At 60.9% G+C, this 19,676-nt stretch carries 24 protein-coding genes; 20 read left to right on the top strand and 4 right to left on the bottom strand.

Annotated features, from left to right (window positions below):
- Window positions 1-58: 58 nt before the first annotated feature.
- Together METLW3_RS0117640 and METLW3_RS0117635 are read left to right on the top strand one after the other, a co-directional pair.
- Window positions 59-478 carry a group II truncated hemoglobin gene (locus tag METLW3_RS0117640; protein WP_036308997.1) on the top strand — a complete coding sequence of 140 codons (420 nt, stop codon included), beginning with the start codon at window positions 59-61 and terminating at the stop codon, window positions 476-478.
- Complete coding sequence (locus METLW3_RS0117635) at window positions 462-1,052, top strand: hypothetical protein (protein ID WP_024881151.1); 591 nt, start codon at window positions 462-464, stop codon at window positions 1,050-1,052. The genes METLW3_RS0117640 and METLW3_RS0117635 overlap by 17 nt, the downstream gene beginning before the upstream one ends.
- A 165-nt stretch (window positions 1,053-1,217) precedes the next feature.
- On the opposite strand, the gene METLW3_RS0117630 is transcribed toward METLW3_RS0117635, so the two are convergent.
- The 3 genes from METLW3_RS0117630 to METLW3_RS0117620 all read right to left on the bottom strand — a co-directional run bounded on the left by METLW3_RS0117630 (window position 1,218) and on the right by METLW3_RS0117620 (window position 4,384).
- Window positions 1,218-1,976, bottom strand: a complete 759-nt coding sequence (locus tag METLW3_RS0117630) for a 4Fe4S-binding leucine-rich repeat protein (protein WP_026599440.1) — start codon at window positions 1,974-1,976, stop codon at window positions 1,218-1,220.
- A gap of 25 nt (window positions 1,977-2,001) precedes the next feature.
- Window positions 2,002-3,765, bottom strand: a complete 1,764-nt coding sequence (gene nifA, locus METLW3_RS0117625; protein WP_026599439.1) for a nif-specific transcriptional activator NifA — start codon at window positions 3,763-3,765, stop codon at window positions 2,002-2,004.
- Between the two features lie 139 nt (window positions 3,766-3,904).
- On the bottom strand, window positions 3,905-4,384 hold the full coding sequence (locus METLW3_RS0117620) for a hypothetical protein (RefSeq protein ID WP_024881148.1): 480 nt from the start codon (window positions 4,382-4,384) through the stop codon (window positions 3,905-3,907).
- Between the two features lie 402 nt (window positions 4,385-4,786).
- On the opposite strand from METLW3_RS0117620, the gene nifB reads away from it, so the two are divergent.
- The 14 genes from nifB to METLW3_RS0117550 all read left to right on the top strand — a co-directional run bounded on the left by nifB (window position 4,787) and on the right by METLW3_RS0117550 (window position 12,771).
- Entirely contained in the window at window positions 4,787-6,346 is a 1,560-nt protein-coding gene (nifB, locus tag METLW3_RS0117615; RefSeq protein ID WP_024881147.1) for a nitrogenase cofactor biosynthesis protein NifB, read from the top strand.
- A gap of 85 nt (window positions 6,347-6,431) precedes the next feature.
- Complete coding sequence (locus METLW3_RS0117610) at window positions 6,432-6,728, top strand: 4Fe-4S dicluster domain-containing protein (RefSeq protein WP_348625823.1); 297 nt, start codon at window positions 6,432-6,434, stop codon at window positions 6,726-6,728.
- Window positions 6,725-7,078: an iron-sulfur cluster assembly accessory protein gene (locus tag METLW3_RS0117605; protein WP_024881146.1), complete on the top strand. Its 354-nt coding sequence runs from the start codon at window positions 6,725-6,727 to the stop codon at window positions 7,076-7,078. Before METLW3_RS0117610 ends, METLW3_RS0117605 begins: the two co-directional genes overlap by 4 nt.
- A 17-nt stretch (window positions 7,079-7,095) precedes the next feature.
- Window positions 7,096-7,638, top strand: coding sequence for a hypothetical protein (locus tag METLW3_RS0117600; RefSeq protein WP_024881145.1), 543 nt, complete (start codon window positions 7,096-7,098; stop codon window positions 7,636-7,638).
- Window positions 7,628-8,437, top strand: coding sequence for a 4Fe4S-binding leucine-rich repeat protein (locus METLW3_RS0117595; RefSeq protein ID WP_024881144.1), 810 nt, complete (start codon window positions 7,628-7,630; stop codon window positions 8,435-8,437). Before METLW3_RS0117600 ends, METLW3_RS0117595 begins: the two co-directional genes overlap by 11 nt.
- Window positions 8,434-8,730, top strand: coding sequence for a nitrogen fixation protein NifZ (locus METLW3_RS0117590; RefSeq protein ID WP_024881143.1), 297 nt, complete (start codon window positions 8,434-8,436; stop codon window positions 8,728-8,730). The genes METLW3_RS0117595 and METLW3_RS0117590 overlap by 4 nt, the downstream gene beginning before the upstream one ends.
- Entirely contained in the window at window positions 8,727-8,951 is a 225-nt protein-coding gene (locus tag METLW3_RS0117585; protein WP_024881142.1) for a nitrogen fixation protein NifZ, read from the top strand. Before METLW3_RS0117590 ends, METLW3_RS0117585 begins: the two co-directional genes overlap by 4 nt.
- A 75-nt stretch (window positions 8,952-9,026) precedes the next feature.
- Window positions 9,027-9,239, top strand: coding sequence for a putative nitrogen fixation protein NifT (gene nifT / locus METLW3_RS0117580; protein ID WP_036292550.1), 213 nt, complete (start codon window positions 9,027-9,029; stop codon window positions 9,237-9,239).
- Between the two features lie 3 nt (window positions 9,240-9,242).
- Window positions 9,243-9,506 carry a hypothetical protein gene (locus METLW3_RS0117575; RefSeq protein WP_024881140.1) on the top strand — a complete coding sequence of 88 codons (264 nt, stop codon included), beginning with the start codon at window positions 9,243-9,245 and terminating at the stop codon, window positions 9,504-9,506.
- Between the two features lie 6 nt (window positions 9,507-9,512).
- Window positions 9,513-10,664, top strand: coding sequence for a DegT/DnrJ/EryC1/StrS family aminotransferase (locus METLW3_RS0117570; RefSeq protein WP_024881139.1), 1,152 nt, complete (start codon window positions 9,513-9,515; stop codon window positions 10,662-10,664).
- A gap of 247 nt (window positions 10,665-10,911) precedes the next feature.
- On the top strand, window positions 10,912-11,217 hold the full coding sequence (locus METLW3_RS0117565; RefSeq protein ID WP_024881138.1) for a 2Fe-2S iron-sulfur cluster-binding protein: 306 nt from the start codon (window positions 10,912-10,914) through the stop codon (window positions 11,215-11,217).
- Between the two features lie 20 nt (window positions 11,218-11,237).
- Entirely contained in the window at window positions 11,238-11,453 is a 216-nt protein-coding gene (locus tag METLW3_RS0117560; protein WP_024881137.1) for a hypothetical protein, read from the top strand.
- Window positions 11,454-11,532: 79 nt separating this feature from the next.
- The gene (locus METLW3_RS0117555) at window positions 11,533-12,393 is read left to right on the top strand and encodes an SIR2 family protein (protein WP_245267395.1); all 861 of its coding nucleotides are present in this window, start codon (window positions 11,533-11,535) and stop codon (window positions 12,391-12,393) included.
- A gap of 45 nt (window positions 12,394-12,438) precedes the next feature.
- Window positions 12,439-12,771 carry a (2Fe-2S) ferredoxin domain-containing protein gene (locus METLW3_RS0117550; protein WP_024881135.1) on the top strand — a complete coding sequence of 111 codons (333 nt, stop codon included), beginning with the start codon at window positions 12,439-12,441 and terminating at the stop codon, window positions 12,769-12,771.
- 145 nt (window positions 12,772-12,916) lie between these two features.
- Here METLW3_RS0117550 and METLW3_RS0117545 read toward each other — a convergent pair whose 3' ends face one another.
- Window positions 12,917-13,342, bottom strand: a complete 426-nt coding sequence (locus METLW3_RS0117545; RefSeq protein ID WP_024881134.1) for a response regulator — start codon at window positions 13,340-13,342, stop codon at window positions 12,917-12,919.
- Between the two features lie 408 nt (window positions 13,343-13,750).
- Between METLW3_RS0117545 and nifH the strand changes: the two genes are divergently transcribed.
- From nifH to nifE, 4 genes are all read left to right on the top strand, one after another.
- Window positions 13,751-14,638 carry a nitrogenase iron protein gene (gene nifH / locus METLW3_RS0117540; protein ID WP_024881133.1) on the top strand — a complete coding sequence of 296 codons (888 nt, stop codon included), beginning with the start codon at window positions 13,751-13,753 and terminating at the stop codon, window positions 14,636-14,638.
- Window positions 14,639-14,719: 81 nt separating this feature from the next.
- Window positions 14,720-16,186, top strand: a complete 1,467-nt coding sequence (gene nifD / locus METLW3_RS0117535; RefSeq protein WP_024881132.1) for a nitrogenase molybdenum-iron protein alpha chain — start codon at window positions 14,720-14,722, stop codon at window positions 16,184-16,186.
- Between the two features lie 125 nt (window positions 16,187-16,311).
- Window positions 16,312-17,871: a nitrogenase molybdenum-iron protein subunit beta gene (nifK, locus tag METLW3_RS0117530; RefSeq protein ID WP_024881131.1), complete on the top strand. Its 1,560-nt coding sequence runs from the start codon at window positions 16,312-16,314 to the stop codon at window positions 17,869-17,871.
- A 129-nt stretch (window positions 17,872-18,000) separates the two neighbouring features.
- Window positions 18,001-19,671: a nitrogenase iron-molybdenum cofactor biosynthesis protein NifE gene (nifE, locus tag METLW3_RS0117525; RefSeq protein WP_024881130.1), complete on the top strand. Its 1,671-nt coding sequence runs from the start codon at window positions 18,001-18,003 to the stop codon at window positions 19,669-19,671.
- The last annotated feature ends 5 nt before the right edge of the window (window positions 19,672-19,676 follow it).

Below are 19,676 nucleotides of genomic sequence, written 5' to 3'. Positions count from 1 at the left end.
GCGCCCTGTGGTAGGCCCATGCTTCGGCATATGAATTGCTAGCTCGCGAGGCATGACAATGGACGCCGTGCAATCGACAAAGACCGCATTCGACGTCATCGGAGGCCAGGAGGCGGTCGACCGTCTGGTCGAGACGTTCTACCGCAATATGGACGAGCTGCCGCAGGCGCGGGGCATTCGCGCCATGCATGCGATCGATCTCGGCCCCACAAAGGCGGTTCTGAAGCTCTATCTGGCCGAATGGCTGGGCGGACCGAAGAGCTATTCGGAACAGCGGGGACATCCCCGGCTGCGCATGCGTCACATGGGCTTCGCGATCGGAGCCGCCGAGCGCGACGCGTGGATGGCCTGCATGACTGGCGCGCTCGATGAGGTGGTCGATGATGTGAGACTGCGTGACTCCCTGAAGCAGAACTTCGCCAAACTGGCGGATTGGCTACGTAACGATCCGGATAATCAACATGACAAGCATCACTGAAACGGCGTTTGCGACTTTGGACGAGCAGAAGCGGCTGCTCAGCCCGGTTCACAAGGGACCGACGGAGAAGGCCGGGCGCTTCGGCTTCCGCGGCAAGCTCGCCCTGAAATTCGCCCAACAGTTCGCCGATGAGGCGCGCCCGCCGGAGCTCTGCTCCGATCAGGTCATTGCGGTGGCGGAAGCCGGCAAGCCCACCTTCGACTTCTTCGCGCAGTGGCTCCTCTCCTTCGAGCATCTCGGATACGTCGCCGAAGTGCTGAAGGGGCTGCTCGCCCCGGATGGCAAATATTTCATCTTTGCCAACAATATCGACCTGCTCAGCAAATATCAGGTCGAGATCGACGGCATTAATTTCTACGTGCTGCCGATCGACGAATCGACGGTCTATAACGAGCTGCTCGAGCTGTTCTACATCGAGAAGAACGATCTCAAGAAGCTGTCGATCGGTGGCAAGATCGACGCCGTGGCCAACGCGGGCATAGCCTTCGATCAGACTTTCGAGAAGATCACCTTCGAGAAGGGCCTGGAAGTCATGGGCCCGGTGCGCAACCGCAACGAGAATCGTCCGGTCTGACACGACCTTACGCTCGCACACGACCACGCAATCCAGGGGCCGCACCGGCTCTGGATTGCTTTTTTATGTCTGGCGAGGCGCCGGCGGGGCCGAGAGAAAGCGTGCGCGTATTCCGACATGATTGTCAGAATACGCCCTGCCTGGTTCGTTGATCGACAGTGATGATCAATTGCCTTCCAGCCGCGCTTGCGCGCAGGCGCGGACCAGCTCGTCCTCGTCATCGAGGAAAGAGGGCAGCTGTTCCGCTGAGCAGCGTTCCGCGACAGTGAAGCGAATACGCAAATCCTCGTCCTTGCTCATGGCGGCGAGGCGATCTTCCGGCAGGCGCTCGGCGACGACGAGGCGCACGAGCGGCTCCGGATCCTTCACGAGAAGATGCAGCCGCTCCAACGGAATGCGGCGCGCGACCCAGCGGCGCACCTCCGGGTCCTCGTCATGGACGGCCATGCTCAGCAAATCCGGCGCGATGCGCCGCACGACATGGATGCGGACCAGATAATCCGGGTCCGAATACATTGCGACGAGCGCGGCGCCTTCGAGCCGATTGGCGGCCACGATGCGCACGCGTGGTTCTGGATCATGCGCGAGATGGGCGATGCGCGACGCCGGCAGGCGCGATGCGACCGTGGCCCGCACCTCCGGCTCTGGATCGTCGAGCAGCGGCGGCAGACGCAGCACCGAGGCGTAGCGCGCCGCACGGGCGCGCACCTCGAAATAGGCGTGATCGAGGTAGGAATCCGCGAGATGCGGATGTCCGCGGAAGAAGAGATCGACACGCTTGGCCCGGCGATCGCGCACACAGGCGGATCCCTTGCGGCAGAGCCCCTCGAGATTGAGCGCCACATGGGAGCATTCCCTGCAGCGGATGGGGCGACCGCGCCAGTCGAGCGGATCGTCGCTTATTCTTTCCGGTTCTGCGGCCATTGTGGAGCCGTCTTCTTTCCAGGAATCAAAACTTCTTTACAGGGATATCATATTTTTGCAGCGCATAGCCGATTTGTCTGGGGGTAAGCCCGAGCAGGCGAGCCGCTTTGGCTTTCACCCATCCGGCCTGTTCCATCGCCTCGATGAGCTTGTCGCGATCGGACCGATGATCCGTCTCGATGACCGTACAGTTCTCTGCGCCTGGACACGCCGCCGCGGGTTGCGCCGCGACGACAGGCGCGGGCTCTTCGACGACCGGCGGTCGCGCCACGGGAGGCCGCGCCGGCGGCGGCGGGGGCGCCTGCGGCTTGGAGACGATCGGCAGAGGCGTGAAGCTCGGCGGGTGCAATCCGCCGATCGTCGACTCGCGCGAGCCGTTCCACAGAACGGAGGAGAGGCAGCCGTCATTGCGGCAAGAGAAGTCTTTGTCCACGATCGAGTCGTTGCGCGCCAAAGTCGCTGTCCGATAAACGCAATTCTCGAGCTCGCGAATATTGCCCGGGAAATTGCATTCGCTGAGCACTTCCATCGCCGAATCGGAGAAGCTCAGATGGACATTCTGCTCATTGTTGAAGCGCCGCAGGAATTCATTGGCGAGGGGCGCCAGATCGCCTCTTCGGTCGCGCAGCGGCGGCAGGAAGATCGGAACGACGCTGATGCGGTAATAGAGATCCGCGCGGAACTCGCCCTTCTGCACCGCTTCCTCGAGATTGCGATTGGTGGCGCAGACGAAGCGCACGTCGACCTTCATCGTGCGGGTGCCGCCGACGCGCTCGAACTCGCCCTCTTGCAGCACGCGCAGCAGCTTGGCCTGGAAGGCGGGCGTGATGTCGCCGATCTCGTCCAGGAACAGCGTGCCGCCGTCCGCGAGCTCGAAACGCCCTTTGCGCAGGGCCGCCGCGCCGGTGAAGGCGCCGCGCTCATGGCCGAACAGCTCGGACTCTAGCACGCTCTCGGGCAGGGCCGCGCAGTTCAGCTTGACGAAAGGCTTGCTCTGCCGTGGCGAAAGATTGTGGAGCGCGGCCGCGAACAGCTCCTTGCCGGTGCCCGACTCGCCGCGCAGCAGCACGGTTGATTTGGCCTTGGCGACAATGCGGATCTTGTCGACGACCGCACGCACCGCCGGACTCTCGCCGACGATCCCTTTGATGCCGTCCAGCCGCGCCTCTATATGCGCCGAATGCGCCGCCGGCCGATCGCCCTTCTCCAGCCTGGCCTTCTCCTGCATCAGCCGCTCGCGGTCTCGCGCGATCAGCTTGTGCAGCCGCAAGGTCTGGCCGACCAGATTGGCGATCATTGTCAGGAATCGCACGTCGTGGTCGAAGCGAACGGAAGACCGATCGCTATAGACGCGATCGACCGTCAATGTGCCGACCACCGCGTCCGCCTCCTTGATCGGCACGCCGATCAGCGAGAAGGGCTGTCCGTCAGTCGGACCCCATTCGGAGAGATCCGTGCCTTCGAACAGAGGCGAGGCGGCGACATTCTCGACCACCAGCGGCATCTTGGTCGCGACGATCTGGCCGACCGCCCGCTCGGGAAGATGCTCGAAAAACTTCTTGGCGTTCCCTTCGCTCCATCCCGAGCCGACGACCACTTCCGGGTCGCCATGCGTGTCGAGCAGAGCGATGAGGCCGTGCCGCATGTCGAGAAAGCTCGACAGCAGCGCCAGCACGCCCGCCAGCGTCTTCTCGAGCCGGTTGGGCGAGGCCAGTAATTTCGAAATTTCGTAGATTCCGACGAGAGCAGATTCGCTCGGGTCGAACGCGCGAGCCTGAGCCGTGTTCATGCTGCTTCCAGCTTCGTATCCCATCGACGTGCCTGACGTTCCGCGGGAATTCGATAGTTCACCCTGGAATGTTTAGCAACTAACATGCCGTCGCCGTGGCAATTCTTCGCTCCGCTCCCGGCGGCGCGCCACCCCGGCTTCACGCAACCCCTTGCGCGAGCTCGTAGATTACCGTCCAGCCGACGTGGCCCGGCGGGTCCAGCACCTGCAAAATCCCGAGGTTTTCCATCGCTTCCGCCTTGTTGCCCCGCTTCAGCTGAATGAAGCTCAAAGCCTTTAAAGTGTACAATGCGAAGCGCTCGGCCGTGCCCGGCGCCGTTTCTTTCGGCGGCCAGCTATGCGGGTCGAGCGCCCAGCCAGCTTGCCGCGTCGCCTCGGCGAGGCCCTGATTGGCCACGGTCCAGGCGACTTCCAGATTCCCCATATAAGTATGAATCTTATAAAGGCAGTAATAGGCCGGCAGCTCATGGGGAGACAGCTCTAGCGCCTCACGGAACAATTCGTCCGCGCGCGCTCGATCGTTCCGATAGGCCAGGACGCCTTTTTGCAAGAGTTCATTGACGGCGGGCGAAAGCTCGCCGAAGTCGACGAGATCGTTTTCACGGGTGAGGTCGTTCATAACGCGCCCGCGAGCAAATCTCGCGCCAATAAAAGGCCGCCGGGCGCCGCGCGCGATCGAGGGACCGAGCGCAACGCCCGAAACGAGGGCGATCAAGGCCACATGGAGAGAGCGATATTGCGCCGTTTCCCTGGGCTCGCGCGGGTTTTGCGTCGAAGTGTCGCGTTCGCGACAGCTGGTTCTGACGCTTTCCGACATGTGTCGGTATTTGGACAGGTTCCAAACAAACGACAGTTTTCTCATAATTTCAGGTCTTTAGGTCATCAAATCAGCATGGCATGCTTGTTGCGAACCTCGTGCCCGGACACCGCTTCCGCGACAGCGCCGGTGCAATGGCAGACGGATATGTCGCGACTGCGTTCCGCAAGGGTTTGAAACTCTTCAAATCGTGAGGAACCGAACATGGAATCTCTATCTACTGAAACCGTCGACATCGGCGGGGCTGAATCGATCGACGACGTGATGCAGAAGGTCGCTGAGCATAAGGGCTGCGGCACCTCGGGCGGCAGCGGCAAGGCGAGCTGCGGCACGGCGGCTGGTGAAAACGACCTGCCGCAGGAAATCTGGGACAAGGTCAAGAACCATCCTTGCTACAGCGAGGAGGCGCATCACCACTACGCCCGCATGCACGTCGCTGTCGCTCCGGCGTGCAACATCCAGTGCAACTACTGCAATCGCAAATATGATTGCGCCAATGAGTCGCGCCCCGGCGTCGTCTCCGAGAAGCTGACGCCCGAGCAGGCCTCCAAGAAGGTTCTGGCCGTCGCGTCGACGATCCCGCAGATGACCGTTCTCGGCATCGCCGGCCCGGGCGACCCGCTCGCCAATCCGGAGAAGACCTTCAAGACCTTCGAGCTGATCGCCGCGACTGCGCCGGACATCAAGCTCTGCCTGTCGACGAATGGTCTGGCTCTGCCGGAGCATGTCGATACGATCGCCAAGTACAATGTCGATCACGTCACGATCACCATCAACATGGTCGATCCGGACGTCGGCGCGCAGATCTATCCCTGGATCTACTGGCAGCATAAGCGCATCTATGGCCGCGAGGCCGCCGAGATCCTGACGCAGCACCAGATGCGCGGCCTCGAGATGCTGACCGAGCGCGGCATTCTGTGCAAGGTCAACTCGGTCATGATCCCGGGCATCAACGACAAGCATCTCGTCGAGGTGAACAAGGCCGTGAAGTCGCGCGGGGCGTTCCTGCACAACATCATGCCGCTCATCTCCTCCCCCGAGCACGGCACCGTGTTCGGCCTCAACGGCCAGCGCGGCCCGACGGCTCAAGAGCTGAAGGCGCTGCAGGACAGCTGTGAAGGCGAGATGAACATGATGCGCCATTGCCGCCAGTGCCGCGCCGACGCGGTCGGGCTGCTCGGCGAGGATCGCAGCGCTGAGTTCACGACCGACAAGATCATGGCCATGGAAGTGACCTATGATCTCGAGAGCCGCAAGGCTTATCAGACGAAGGTCGAGGAAGAGCGTCTGAAGGTCGCCGCCGCCAAGAACGCCGAGCTGGCGACGCTCGCCGGCGAGGACAATGTCGACATCAAGATCCTGATCGCCGTGGCGACCAAGGGCTCTGGCCGCGTCAACGAGCACTTTGGCCACGCCAAGGAGTTCCAGATCTACGAGCTCAGCACCCATGGCGCGAAGTTCGTCGGTCATCGTCGTGTCGACCTGTATTGCCAGGGCGGCTATGGCGAGGAGGACAGCCTCGACACGATCATCCGCGCGATCAACGATTGCACGGCCGTGTTCGTCGCGAAGATCGGTGGTTGCCCGAAGAACGATCTGGTCAAGGCCGGCATCGATCCGGTCGATGAATTCGCCTTCGAGTTCATCGAGCAGTCGGCGATCACCTACTTCAAGCGCTATCTCGACAAGGTGAAGACCGGCGAGATCGAGCACAAGGAGCGTGGTGACGCGACTCTCCGTCAGGGCGCCTTCATCACGGCCTGACACGGAAGCGATCGGCATTCGCCACTAAAGAAGCGCGAGCCGCCGAGCGGCCCGCGCTTCAGTCAAGACCGCGGATGCGCGGAGAATTAGAGCTCGAGAGAATCGGCGATTCTTCAGCTCAGTGACGGCTCGATGGAGGAGCAAGCAAATGACCTACAAGATCGTTGCTTCGCAATGCACGTCCTGCTCGGCGTGCGAGGCGGAATGCCCCAATGTGGCGATCTCCGAGAAGAACGGAACCTTCGTCATCAATCCCAAGAAGTGCACCGAGTGCATCGGCTATTTCGATGTGCCGCAGTGCGTCGCGGTGTGCCCGGTCGATGACACCTGCGTCATCGACAACTCGCTCCCGCGGTATCAGGCGGCCGGGGGCGCGGCATGAATATTCAATTCACTCCCGCCGCGGAAAAATTCATCCGCCGCCTCGTCACGTTCGACGGCGGTCCGGGCTTCGGTCTGAGCCTCCACGTCTCTCCGGGCGGCTGCTCGGGCATGAGCGCGGAATTCTCGGTTCAGCCGGCTCCGCGTGAGGGCGAGCAGGCGTTCGACTTCCCGAGCTTCAAGCTGTTTCTGCCGGCGCAGAGCCGCCTGCTGCTCGATGGCGTGACGATCGACTTCAAAGAGACGGCCACCTCCACCGGCTTCTCCTTCATCGATCCCAAAGCGAAAGCCTGTGGGTGCTCCTCGACGACGCAGACCGTCGTCGAGCTGCCGGAGCTTCCCGTGGCGTGAGTGGATAGGAACGCTTCATGTTGAACGGAGATGGCGCTCTACGCAACGAGGCCTTCGATACGGGAGACGAGATTCTTTCTTCTCCCGTCTTCGGCGCCGGATTGCCGGCGGAAGCCGAGCGTCATCTCCGCGAAGCGGCGCTTTCCTACCATCTCGGCGATGTCGCAGAACAGCATTTGTTCGAGGCGCGTCGCGCGGCCCCGACCCATGTGGCGGTGCTGATCGGACTCTACCGGTTTTACTTCTACAAGAACCGTCTCGAGGATACGCTCGAGATCGCCAAGACGTGCCTCACTAGGGCGGCGATCGATAATTCGCTGCCGCTCGACTGGCGCGAGGTCCGAAAAGGCGACGCCGACTTCGCCAATTACGAGGCGGTGCTGCCGCGCTTCTTCATGTTTGTGCTCAAAGGCTATGCGTATCTGCAGATGCGCATGGGCGAGCATGAGGAGGGGCGAGAGGCGGCGCAAAAGCTGCTCGAGCTAGACCCGACCGATAAGGTCGGCGCGACCTTGCTGCTCACCGTTCTCGCGCAACGGGAGGCCGAGGATGCCGACTGACGAGATCGACGAGGCCATCGACTGGCAAGGCGTTCCCGTCGATTGCGGGGCATGCCCCCATAAAGAGCTCTTGGCCGAGGAGCGTTGCAAGCCGCTCCGGGCCTGTGTCTTCGACCGCTATGCGCGTCGGATCGACCGTTTCTTCGATTGGAATCCGGAGCTGGCGCGTCATTTTCTCGCGCATCCCTATTTCGAAGTGCGCGCCTGGGCCGCCAAAGCCGCCGAGATATTCCTCCTTCCGGCGCTTTTGGACGATCCCGAAGAAACTGTTCGCTGGAGCGCCGCGCGGCGCCTTCCTGATCGCTATCTCCTCAAGCTTCGCAATGATCCGCATCGCGAGGTGAGGATCAGAGTGGCGCATCGGCTCGACCCCGTCGATCTGCTGCCGATGATCGAGGATCGCGACTATTATGTCCGCCAGGTCGTCGCGCGTCGCATCTCGCCGGATTTGCTCGTTCTGATGATCGACGACGACGAGGTCGAGGTACGACGCGTCGTCGCGCAGCGCATCGCGCCGCAAGCGCTGAAGCGGATGACGACCGACGTGGACGCGGCCGTTCGCTTCGAGGCGGCGCAGCGACTCGACGTCGCGCAGCTGCCGGATCTCATCAGCGATCCGGACTGGCGCGTGCGCTATGAGGTGGCGCAACGCGCAGCCCTCACAGACATTCGACTGCTTCTCTCCGACGAGGACCCGATCGTGCGCGAGACCGCTGAAGCGCGGCTCGGCAAAACGCCCGATCCGTCCGGCCGGAAAGTTTTGGAGCGCAACCACAGCCACATCGAGGAACGGATATGAGCAACATCAACCGTGACGACGGCTCCGTCGAGCTGAACGATCCGCCCGCCTTCAACTATGGCGAAAAGGTCAAGTCGAAGAAGGTGGTGCGAAACGACGGCACCTTCCCGGGGAAGGACGTCGGCGAGATTCTCGTAAAAAAAGGCGAGATCGGCTATGTCTCGAGCATCGGCACGTTTTTGCAGCAATTCTACATCTACGGCGTCGAGTTCGTGGAGACTGGCTATAAGGTCGGCATGCGTAAAAAGGAGCTCGAGCCCGTCGAGGTCGCGACCCAAGAGGCGGCTCAATGATCAAATATGACTGGGGCATGCGGGTGCGCGCCACCGTTGATCTCTTCAACGACGGCTCTCATCCGGGGCATGAGCCCGATGCGCTGCTCGTCAAGGCGGGCGACCCCGGCGAGATCGTTCAGATCGGCCAGCATGTCGAGAGCGACACGCCAGTCTATATCGTCGAGTTCGGCGAGAAGACGGTGATCGGCTGCTTAGAAGAGGAGATCGAGCCCGTTTGACGCGCGGATTTTCCACACGACTCGCGGTATGAACATTGCTAAACGACAAGGGTCAACCTAACAGCGAGGCGCAGTGTGAAAGTCATGATCCGCAGAGGCTCCGACGGCATTCTTTCGGCCTATGTGCCGAAGAAGGATCTCGAAGAGCCGATCGTCGAACAGGGGAGCCCTCAATTGTGGGGCGGCACAGTGACCCTCGCCAATGGTTGGGTGCTTCAGCTGCCGGAGATGGCGGCGGAAACGTCGCTTCCGATCACGGTCGAAGCCAAGAAAATAAGTGGAGACTGAAAAATGCCGATCGCGACCGAGCAACTCGAGGCGATCGACGCGACGCTCGCGACGGCGGCCGCCGATCAGGCGGCCGTTTCCGCTCTGAGACAAGTCGCACCCGGCCTCACGGCGATGAGATGCGACAAGGCGGATATTCAGGACGAGACGCCGTTTCGCACCTATGAGAACTGCGATTTGTTCCTGATCGACGCCCGCGACCATTGCGTCAAGATCACAGCGGATCCGACCGTCGCCACAGGATTGGTGGTTGCCCCGAAAAGGTGAGCGAGCATGCAGACGTCCCTTCTGCCGATGAATGATCCGGACCTCGCCCAGAGTGATCTGGATGCGGTCGTCGAGACGATCACTTCCCCGCGACTTTCCGCGGGACCCAAAGTCGAAGAATTCGAGGCGGAGTTCGCCGCATATCTCGGCCGCAAGCATGCGATCGCCGTGTCCAGTGGGACGATCGGCCTTTTGCTGACCTTGCGCGCCTATGGCATCGGCCCTGGCGACGAGGTTGTCGCCTCCGCTCATTCTTTCCGTGAGACGACGCATGCGATCGCGCTCTCGGGCGCGCGGCCGGTGTTCGCGGACATCGACTATTGGGCCGGCACTTTGGCGCCTGAAAAGGCGGAAGCGGTCATTACCGACAAGACCAAGGCGATCGTCGCCGGCAATTCCAACGGACATCCGGCGCCTTGGGAGCCGTTTCGCCAGCTCGCCGAAGCGAAAAAGCTGATCCTCATCGAAGATTCGACCGAGGCCATCGGCTCCATATACAAGGGCAAGCTGGTCGGCTCGTTCGGCGATTGCTCGGTGTTCGACTTTTCTCAGCCCGGCGTCATCGCCTGTGGCGAGGGAGGCATGATCGTCACCGATGACGACGATCGCGCCTCGGCGATCCGTAATCTTCGCAGCCGGCGGATCGCGGAACGGTCCTCGGTGGTGCTCGGCGCCTATCCTCCGATGCAGGCGGCGATGAGCGACATCACCGCGGCGCTCGGTCTCGCGCAGTTTCGACGCCTGGAGCTGCTGCTCGCGCGCCGCACCAGGGTCGAGCGCTGGTTCTACCAATATGTGAAGTCATTCGAAGGGATCAAAGATCCCTATATCGCGCCCGACGTCGAGGAGGTTCACTGGTTCCTCTATGTCGTGCATCTCGGCACGCGTTTCTCGCGCTCCAGCCGCGATCAGATCATCGAAGATTTGCAGACGGAGAAGATCGACGCCGCGGCCTATTCGCATCCGCTGCATTTGCAACGCTACTATTTCGATCTCGGCTATCGGCGCGGCAATTTCTTCGTGACCGAGAAAGTCGCGGATCGCGCCGTCGCGCTGCCGTTCCACGCTCATCTGACCGAAAGCCAGATCGCTTTCATCGTCGGCACGATGAAGGACGCTTCGATCAATATCGGCGCAGGAGCCGCTATTTATCTGTAAAAGTCGCGCCGGCCTCGAGCCGGCGCGTCCATTGCCGTGACGTCATTGTCCAGAAACGGACGAGACCTGATGCGCGAGTGGCCGAGAGTGGCCGAAACGCGCGAACGAAAACTCCCATCACACCAAAATGCTGCGCATTTTTGCCTGCGATGTGTCCTGTCGCGCGCGCAGCTGCACGAAATTTAGAGTGGTTCGAAACTTGCTGGAAAGAGGGCGTGAGGACCTTTGGCAAGGAGGAGTGAACGACATGCCGGTACTGACCATTCTGCCGTCGGGCAAAACCATCGAAGTTGAGCCGGGCAGCAGACTCCTGGACGCGATTCTCAAAGCGGAAGAGAAGATCCAAAGCAAATGCGGTGGCGAGGCCAAATGTGGCACCTGCCATCTTTTCGTCCAGGAAGGAAAGAAGAGCCTGTCGAAGACAACTCGCGCCGAAAACGAGCAGTTGGACACGATCGTCGGCGTGGGCTCGAAATCGCGTCTCGCTTGCCAAGCCAATTTCGGAACCGAGAACGTCACGGTCGAGCTGCTCGGCTTCGACTCGGGCCGCTGACAACTGGAGGGGGAATCAAGATGAGCGACGCAACTGTCATCATTCATGTCCGCTTTTTCAATGACGGCACCGTGCAAGAGATCGGTGAGCGTCCGGCGAGCCTTTCCAGCCAGGAGTGGTTCACCAAGCTGACGAACGCATACGCCATGGACTACATGGCGCTGTCGGGCGGTCGCGGCGCCTTCAAGCTGACGCCGGAAAAGCTGGACGTCGCCAAGAGCGCCACGCTTCAGTGACAGAACAGGCAATCCGGGTTCGACGAGAGGAGAAACACAAGTGCTGAGCGCAATCAAAACGGGGTTTGAGCGAGGCCTCGTGATACCCTATCTCGGACCCGGCGTGCTGACGCTGGCGACGGGCGGGAACCCTGTTCCCGCCTCCCCCGAAGAACTGGTCGTGCAGCTGACCAAGGCTGCGACCGTTCCGCACAAAATCCGCAATAATCTGACCGCTGCGGCGCAATACATCGAGAATTTCAAGCATCGCAAAACAATCTCCGCCGCGATGAAGAAAGCTTTCGAGGTCTCGCCCGATCCGAGCGTCCTGCACAATTGGATCGCCGAGCGGCCGCATCTGCCGCTGGTCGTCAATGCGTGGTACGATGATCTTCCGCAGAAGTCTCTCGCGGTGCGCAAGAGCTGGGGCGTTGTGCAAGGCGTGTCGCAAGCCGAACATTTCGGCTATTGGGTGAATTATTTCCGACCCGACTTGTCGCTCGTGCCAAATAAGGAATTCGTCCGAGACGGGTCTGGCGCGAAGGCTCCGGCGGAGGCTCCCGAAGAAACGTTGTCTTGGGAGACGCTGCTCTATCAGCCGATCGGCTCAGTCACACCGGCTGCGAATTTCGTCATCTCGGACTCCGACTATGTCGAGGTCCTGACAGAGATCGACATTCAGACGCCGATCCCGGAAGCGGTTCAATCGATCCGCAAGGGTCGCAGCTTTCTCTTCCTCGGGTGTCGCTTCGCCACGCAGCTCGAGCGCAATTTCGCTCGGCAGATCATGAAGCGTTCTTCGGATCAGCATTGGGCTGTGATCGAAGGCCCGTTGACGAAAAACGAAGCGAAGTTCCTCGCGGAGCAGAACATCACGCGCATCGAGACGCCGCTCGCCGAATTCGTCGCGAGCCTCACCGGGCAGCCGGTCGTCGTCTCGACCGCCGACGCAGCGGCTTGATCGGCGCCAGCGTCGTCGGAGATCAGTCAAATCCAGGACAGAAAAATGCTCGAAGAACTTCCGGTCGTGTTCAAATACCATGTGTTCACATGCTTTCAGCAACGTCCGCCGGGACATCCCCGCGGTAGCTGCACCACTTCCGGCGCGAAGCCGTTGTGGGATCGGCTGCAGGCCAAGCTCGGCGCTCAGCCTTTGCCCGATGTCTCGATGACGGCGACGGGATGCCTCGGCTTCTGCCGCGCCGGCCCGCTGATGGTCGTCTATCCGCAAGGCGTTTGGTATGCGCCGCGGACCGAGGCGGATATCGATGAAATCGTTCAGTCGCATTTCATCGACGGAAATCCTGTCGAGCGCTTGATTATCGTGCCGCAGCTCTAACGACGACGTAAAGAGAGTTCGAAAACGCCCGCGGTCTCCGCGGGCGCTTTTCGTTTGTGAGGCGCGCAAAATTGGCGCGCCCAAAACAAAAAGGCCGGAGCAAGCGGCTCCGGCCTCGATCGCATTCGAATACGTTCGTCGAATGTCAGAGAACAGTCAACGGAATGGCGACTCCTTGGCGACGGCCCAGAAGAACGTCCACTTTCTGCCGCACGAACTCGACGGTCAGCGGCTTCACGATATAGCCGTGAGCGCCCGCGGCCTGGCTCTCTTTGCCGAAGCCGCTCTGAAGCGAGTCGACGATCACCAGCACCTTCACGCCGGATATGCGTTGCGGAATTTCCTTCAACATAGGAAGGCCCGCCGCCTTCACGACATTTTCCGCCAAAATCAAAAGATCGGGCTTCGCCGAGGCGGCCTTGTCGAAGGCGGCGTCGAGGCTTCCGACCTCATGGGTCTCGTATTCGTCGTGCAGCATGAACTGAAGCGCCGCCCGAATGATCTCGTCGTCGTCGACGACGAAAATGCGCTTGTTTTCGACCGCCCTGGACGTTTCGACGCCGATTTGCATCTCGCCTGCTCCGTAGTTTGACTGCCCGCTTTGTAAGCAATCGCTATGCCGTGCCAATGCCGACAATCCCGACGACGCTTGTCCGATTCTTACAATAGTTCCGAACGAGCCTGTCGCCTAAATGCCCTTCGTCCGATTCCGAGCATCACTGTCGGCTTTGACACACCCCCGCAGGCGCTCCGACCCGCAAAGCTAACTATTTGATTTACTGTCGTCTATTGACCCCTCCGAGGGGCTGGCACGCTGCTTGCGAGACAGGGCCCGCAAGGCGAGTGGCTGCGGATTGGGCGGCCCCGATCACAAAGGGGGCGATCAAGCAACCGGCGCCGGGCTCGGTCGGTAAAGACGACTTCGGCCTGCGCACCGTGCGCGCCGATCGCAATGAAACGGTATCTTAAGGAGACAGAAATGTCAGAACTTCGACAGATCGCGTTCTACGGCAAGGGCGGTATTGGCAAGTCCACGACCTCCCAGAACACTCTCGCGGCTCTCGCCCAGCAGGGCAAGAAAATCCTGATCGTCGGCTGCGATCCCAAGGCCGACTCGACCCGTCTGATCCTGCACGCCAAGGCTCAGGACACCATCCTTTCCCTGGCCGCCGAAGCCGGTTCGGTCGAGGATCTCGAGCTCGAAGACGTCATGAAGGTCGGCTTCGAAGACATCCGTTGCGTCGAGTCCGGTGGTCCGGAGCCGGGAGTTGGCTGCGCCGGCCGTGGCGTTATCACCTCGATCAACTTCCTCGAGGAGCAGGGCGCTTACGACGGCGTCGACTACGTTTCTTATGACGTGCTCGGCGACGTGGTCTGCGGCGGCTTCGCGATGCCGATCCGTGAGAACAAGGCTCAGGAGATCTACATCGTCATGTCCGGCGAGATGATGGCCATGTATGCTGGCAACAACATCTCCAAGGGCATTCTGAAGTATGCCAACTCCGGCGGCGTGCGCCTGGGCGGGCTGGTCTGCAACGAGCGCCAGACCGACAAGGAGTACGAGCTGGCCGAGTCCCTGGCCAAGAAGCTCGGCACTCAGCTGATCTACTTCGTGCCGCGCGACAATATCGTTCAGCACGCCGAGCTGCGCCGCATGACGGTCATCGAGTATGCGCCCGATTCCGTGCAGGCCGGTCACTATCGTTCGCTGGCCGAGAAGGTCCATGCCAACAAGGGCAATGGCATCATCCCGACCCCGATCACCATGGACGAGCTCGAAGATCTCCTCATGGAGCATGGCGTGATGAAGGCCGTCGACGAGTCGCAGGTCGGCAAGACCGCGGCTGATCTGGCCGCGATCGCGTAATTCGCCTGAAAGTCCAAGGCCCGGCCTCATACGGGGCCGGGCCGTTCTTTCAGACACGGTTAACTGGAAAGGGATGGCGTCATGAGCCTGGCTCAACCCGAATCGATCGAAGACCTCAAGGCGCGCAATAAAGCGCTGATCAAAGAGGTTCTCGAAGTTTATCCTGAAAAGACCGCCAAGCGCCGCGCGAAGCACCTCGGCACGTTCGAGGATGGCAAGCCGGATTGCGGCGTGAAGTCCAACATCAAGTCGATCCCCGGCGTGATGACGATCCGTGGCTGCGCTTACGCCGGTTCGAAGGGCGTCGTGTGGGGCCCGATCAAGGACATGATCCACATCAGCCACGGCCCGGTCGGCTGCGGTCAGTATTCCTGGGCGTCTCGTCGTAACTACTACATCGGCGTGACGGGCATCGACACCTTCGGCACGATGCAGTTCACCTCGGACTTCCAGGAAAAGGACATCGTGTTCGGCGGCGACAAGAAGCTCGCCAAGCTGATCGACGAAATCCAGGAGCTGTTCCCCCTCAACAAGGGCATCTCCGTTCAGTCCGAGTGCCCGATCGGCCTGATCGGCGACGATATCGAGGCGGTCTCCAAGGCGAAAACCAAGGAGTACAACGGCCATACGATCGTCCCGGTTCGCTGCGAAGGCTTCCGTGGCGTGTCGCAGTCGCTCGGCCATCATCTGGCCAACGATGCGATCCGCGACTGGGTGTTCGACAAGATGGAGGGCAAGCCCGCTCTCTTCGAATCGACGCCTTATGACGTTGCGATCATCGGCGACTACAACATCGGCGGCGACGCTTGGTCTTCGCGCATTCTGCTCGAGGAAATGGGCCTCCGCGTCGTTGCGCAGTGGTCGGGTGACGGCACGATCGCCGAGCTCGAGGCGACGCCTCGCGCGAAGCTCAACGTGCTGCACTGCTACCGCTCGATGAACTACATCTCCCGTCACATGGAAGAAAAGTACGGGGTTCCGTGGGTCGAGTACAACTTCTTTGGTCCGTCGAAGATCGAAGAGTCGCTGCGCAAGATCGCCAGCCACTTCGACGACAAGATCAAGGAAGGCGCTGAGCGCGTCATCGCCAAATATCGTCCGCTGATGGACGCGGTGATCGCCAAGTACCGTCCGCGCCTCGAAGGCAAGAAAGTCATGCTGTTCGTCGGCGGTCTCCGCCCGCGTCACGTGATCGGCGCCTACGAGGATCTCGGCATGGAGATCGTCGGCACTGGTTATGAGTTCGGCCACAACGACGACTATCAGCGCACGACTCACTATGTGAAGGACGGCACGCTGATCTATGACGACGTGACCGGCTACGAGTTCGAGAAGTTCGTCGAGAAGATCCAGCCCGACCTGGTCGGCTCTGGCATTAAGGAAAAGTACGTCTTCCAGAAGATGGGCGTTCCTTTCCGTCAGATGCACAGCTGGGACTACTCCGGCCCGTATCACGGCTATGACGGCTTCGCGATCTTCGCTCGCGACATGGACATGGCGATCAACTCGCCGGTCTGGAAATTCGCCAAGGCGCCCTGGGCGGCTTGATCGACTGAGTTGCAAACGCTCTCTTCGCGAACGGGGTATCCCCCCGTTCGCGTTGGAGAGACCGAGGCCGGGTCGCCGCCTCGGTCCGAGAGGGCGGGCGCTCGCGGACAACGAGGGGAATCGACATGCCACAGAATGCAGATAACGTCCTCGACCATTTCAACCTATTCCGCCAGCCGGAATACCTCGAGATGTTCGAGAAGAAGAAGAAAGAGTTCGAGAATCATCACCCCGACGCCGAAGTCGAGCGCGTCCGCGAGTGGGCCAAGACGAAAGAGTATCAGGAAAAGAACTTCGCTCGCGAAGCTCTGACCGTCAATCCGGCGAAGGCCTGCCAGCCGCTCGGCGCGGTGTTCGCCTCGCTCGGTTTCGAGCAGACGATCCCGTTCGTCCATGGTTCGCAGGGCTGCGTGGCCTATTATCGTTCGCACTTCTCGCGTCACTTCAAGGAGCCGACCTCTTGCGTCTCCTCCTCGATGACGGAAGACGCAGCGGTGTTCGGCGGCCTCAACAACATGATCGACGGCCTCGCCAACACCTATAATATGTATAAGCCGAAGATGATCTCCGTCTCCACCACCTGCATGGCGGAAGTCATCGGCGACGACCTGAACGCCTTCATCAAGACGTCGAAGGAAAAGGGCTCGGTCCCGGCCGATTACGACGTTCCGTTCGCTCACACCCCGGCCTTCGTCGGCAGCCACGTCACCGGCTACGACAATGTGATGAAGGGCATCGTCGAGCATTTCTGGAACGGCAAGGCCGGCACCGCTCCCAAGCTCGAGCGCGTTCCGAACAATTCGATCAACTTCATCGGCGGCTTTGACGGCTATGTGGTCGGCAATATCCGCGAAGTGAAGCGTATCTTCGAATCGATGGGCGTCGAATATACGATCCTCGGCGATCCGAGCGATGTGTGGGATACGCCGACCGACGGCGAGTTCCGCATGTATGACGGCGGGACGAAGCTCGAGGACGCGGCCAACGCGATCCATGCGAAGGCGACCTTCTCGATGCAGCACTTCTCGACCGAGAAGACGTTGCCGCTGATCGCCGCGAGCGGCCAGGAGACCTACTCCTTCCATCATCCGGTGGGTGTCCGCGCGACCGACGAATTCCTGATGAAGGTTTCGGAAGTCACCGGCAAGCCGATCTCGAAAGAGCTGACTCGCGAGCGTGGCCGTCTCGTCGACGCGATCGCCGACTCTTCCGCGCATCTGCACGGCAAGCGTTTCGCCATCTATGGCGATCCGGACCTCTGCTATGGCCTGGCCGCCTTCCTGATGGAGCTCGGCGCCGAGCCGATCACCGTGCTCGCCTCCAATGGCGGCAAGCTCTGGGAAGAGCAGATGAAGCAATTGTTCGCCAGCTCGCCGTTCGGCAAGAACTGCACTGCGTATGCCGGCAAGGATCTCTGGCATTTGCGTTCGCTGCTGTTCACGGAGCCGGTCGACTTCCTGATCGGCAACACCTACGGCAAGTATCTCGAGCGCGACACCGGCACGCCGCTGATCCGCATTGGCTTCCCGGTCTTCGATCGCCACCACTATCACCGCTATCCGGTGTGGGGTTATCAGGGCGGCCTGAACGTCCTGGTGTGGCTGCTCGACAAGGTGTTCGACGAGATCGACCGCAACACCAACGTTGTCGCGAAGTCGGACTACAGCTTCGACATCATTCGCTGACCTTCACGAGCTTCCGCCGGGTCGCAATCGACCCGGCGGAACAACAAGAGCCTGATCCGTCGGGTTGATCGCCGCGCCAGCGCAATGAGTGCGCCGAGTGGGAGGCGATGGCCATTGCAGGAGGCGCGGATGAGCACGCTGGCCGCAAAAGTTCAAGAAGTTTTCAACGAGCCCGGTTGCGACAAGAACAAGGGCAAATCCGAGAAAGAGCGAAAGAAAGGCTGCACGAAGCAATTGGCGCCAGGCGCCGCAGCCGGTGGATGCGCTTTCGATGGCGCCAAGATCGCTCTTCAGCCCATCACCGACGTCGCCCATCTCGTTCACGGTCCCATAGCCTGCGAAGGCAACTCCTGGGACAATCGCGGAGCCAAGACATCTGGCTCCAGCCTCTACCGCACGGGCTTCACGACGGATATCGGCGAGACCGACGTCGTCTTCGGCGGTGAGAAGCGCCTCTACAAGTCGATCAAAGAGATCATCGACAAATACGATCCGCCAGCGGTCTTCGTTTATCAGACCTGCGTTCCGGCGATGATCGGCGACGATATCGATGCGGTCTGCAAAGCTGCCGCGAAGAAATTCAACAAGCCCGTTATCCCCGTGAACTCGCCCGGCTTCGTCGGGCCGAAGAATCTCGGCAACAAGCTCGCGGGCGAGGCGATTCTCGAACATGTGATCGGGACGCAGGAGCCGGAATATACGACGCCCTATGATATCAACATCATTGGCGAATATAATCTGGCGGGTGAGTTGTGGCAGGTGAAGCCTCTGCTCGACGAGCTCGGCATTCGCATCCTGTCCTGCATTTCCGGCGACGGCAAATATAACGAGGTCGCCTATTCCCATCGCGCCAAAGCGTCGATGATGGTTTGCTCGAAAGCCATGATCAACGTCGCTCGCAAGATGGAGGAGCGCTACGACATTCCCTTCTTCGAAGGGTCGTTCTACGGCATCGGCGATATGAGCGATTCGCTTCGTGAGATCGCGCGGCTTCTCGTCGAGCGGGGCGCTCCGGCGGAGCTGAAGGATCGCACCGACGCAATCATCGAGCGCGAGGAAGCGCGCGCCTGGGCGCGCATCGCTCCCTATAAGGAGCGCCTCACTGGCAAGAAGGTTCTGCTCATCACGGGCGGCGTCAAATCCTGGTCCGTCGTCGCCGCGCTGCAAGAAGCGGGCATGGAGCTCGTCGGCACCAGCGTCAAGAAGTCCACCAAGGAGGACAAGGAGCGCATCAAGGAGCTGATGGGTCAGGACGCCCATATGATCGACGATATGACGCCGCGCGAAATGTATAAAATGCTCAAAGACGCGCAGGCGGATATCATGTTGTCGGGCGGCCGCTCGCAGTTCATCGCGCTCAAGGCCAAGATGCCCTGGCTCGATATCAACCAGGAGCGTCATCACGCCTATGCCGGCTATGAGGGCATGGTCGAGCTCGTTCATGAGATCGACAAGGCGCTGTTCAACCCCGTATGGGAGCAGGTTCGTCGTCCGCCGCCGTGGCAGGAAACGACCTGGGAAGAGCGAGCGAACGCCGCGATTGCCGCCGAAGCGGCCGAGCTCGCGGCTGATCCGGTCAAGGCCGAGCAGGTGCGTCGTGAGAAGCGTGTCTGCAAATGCCACAATGTGAATGTCGGCGCCCTCGAGGACGCGATCGTGGCGGGTTCGTTGACCACTGTCGATGCGCTGGCCGAGGCGACCCACGCAGGCACGGGTTGCGGCGGCTGCCGCGACTCCATGGAACAGATGATCGAGGCAGCCAACGCCGGTGGCGCGGTTCCTGCATCGAAAGCGGCGTGAGGCGC

Origin of the sequence: Methylosinus sp. LW3 (genome assembly GCF_000527115.1) — a bacterium.
GTDB lineage: Bacteria > Pseudomonadota > Alphaproteobacteria > Rhizobiales > Beijerinckiaceae > Methylosinus.
The sequence above is the reverse complement of the archived record's forward strand: the minus strand, read 5'-3'. Positions and strand labels throughout refer to the sequence as shown.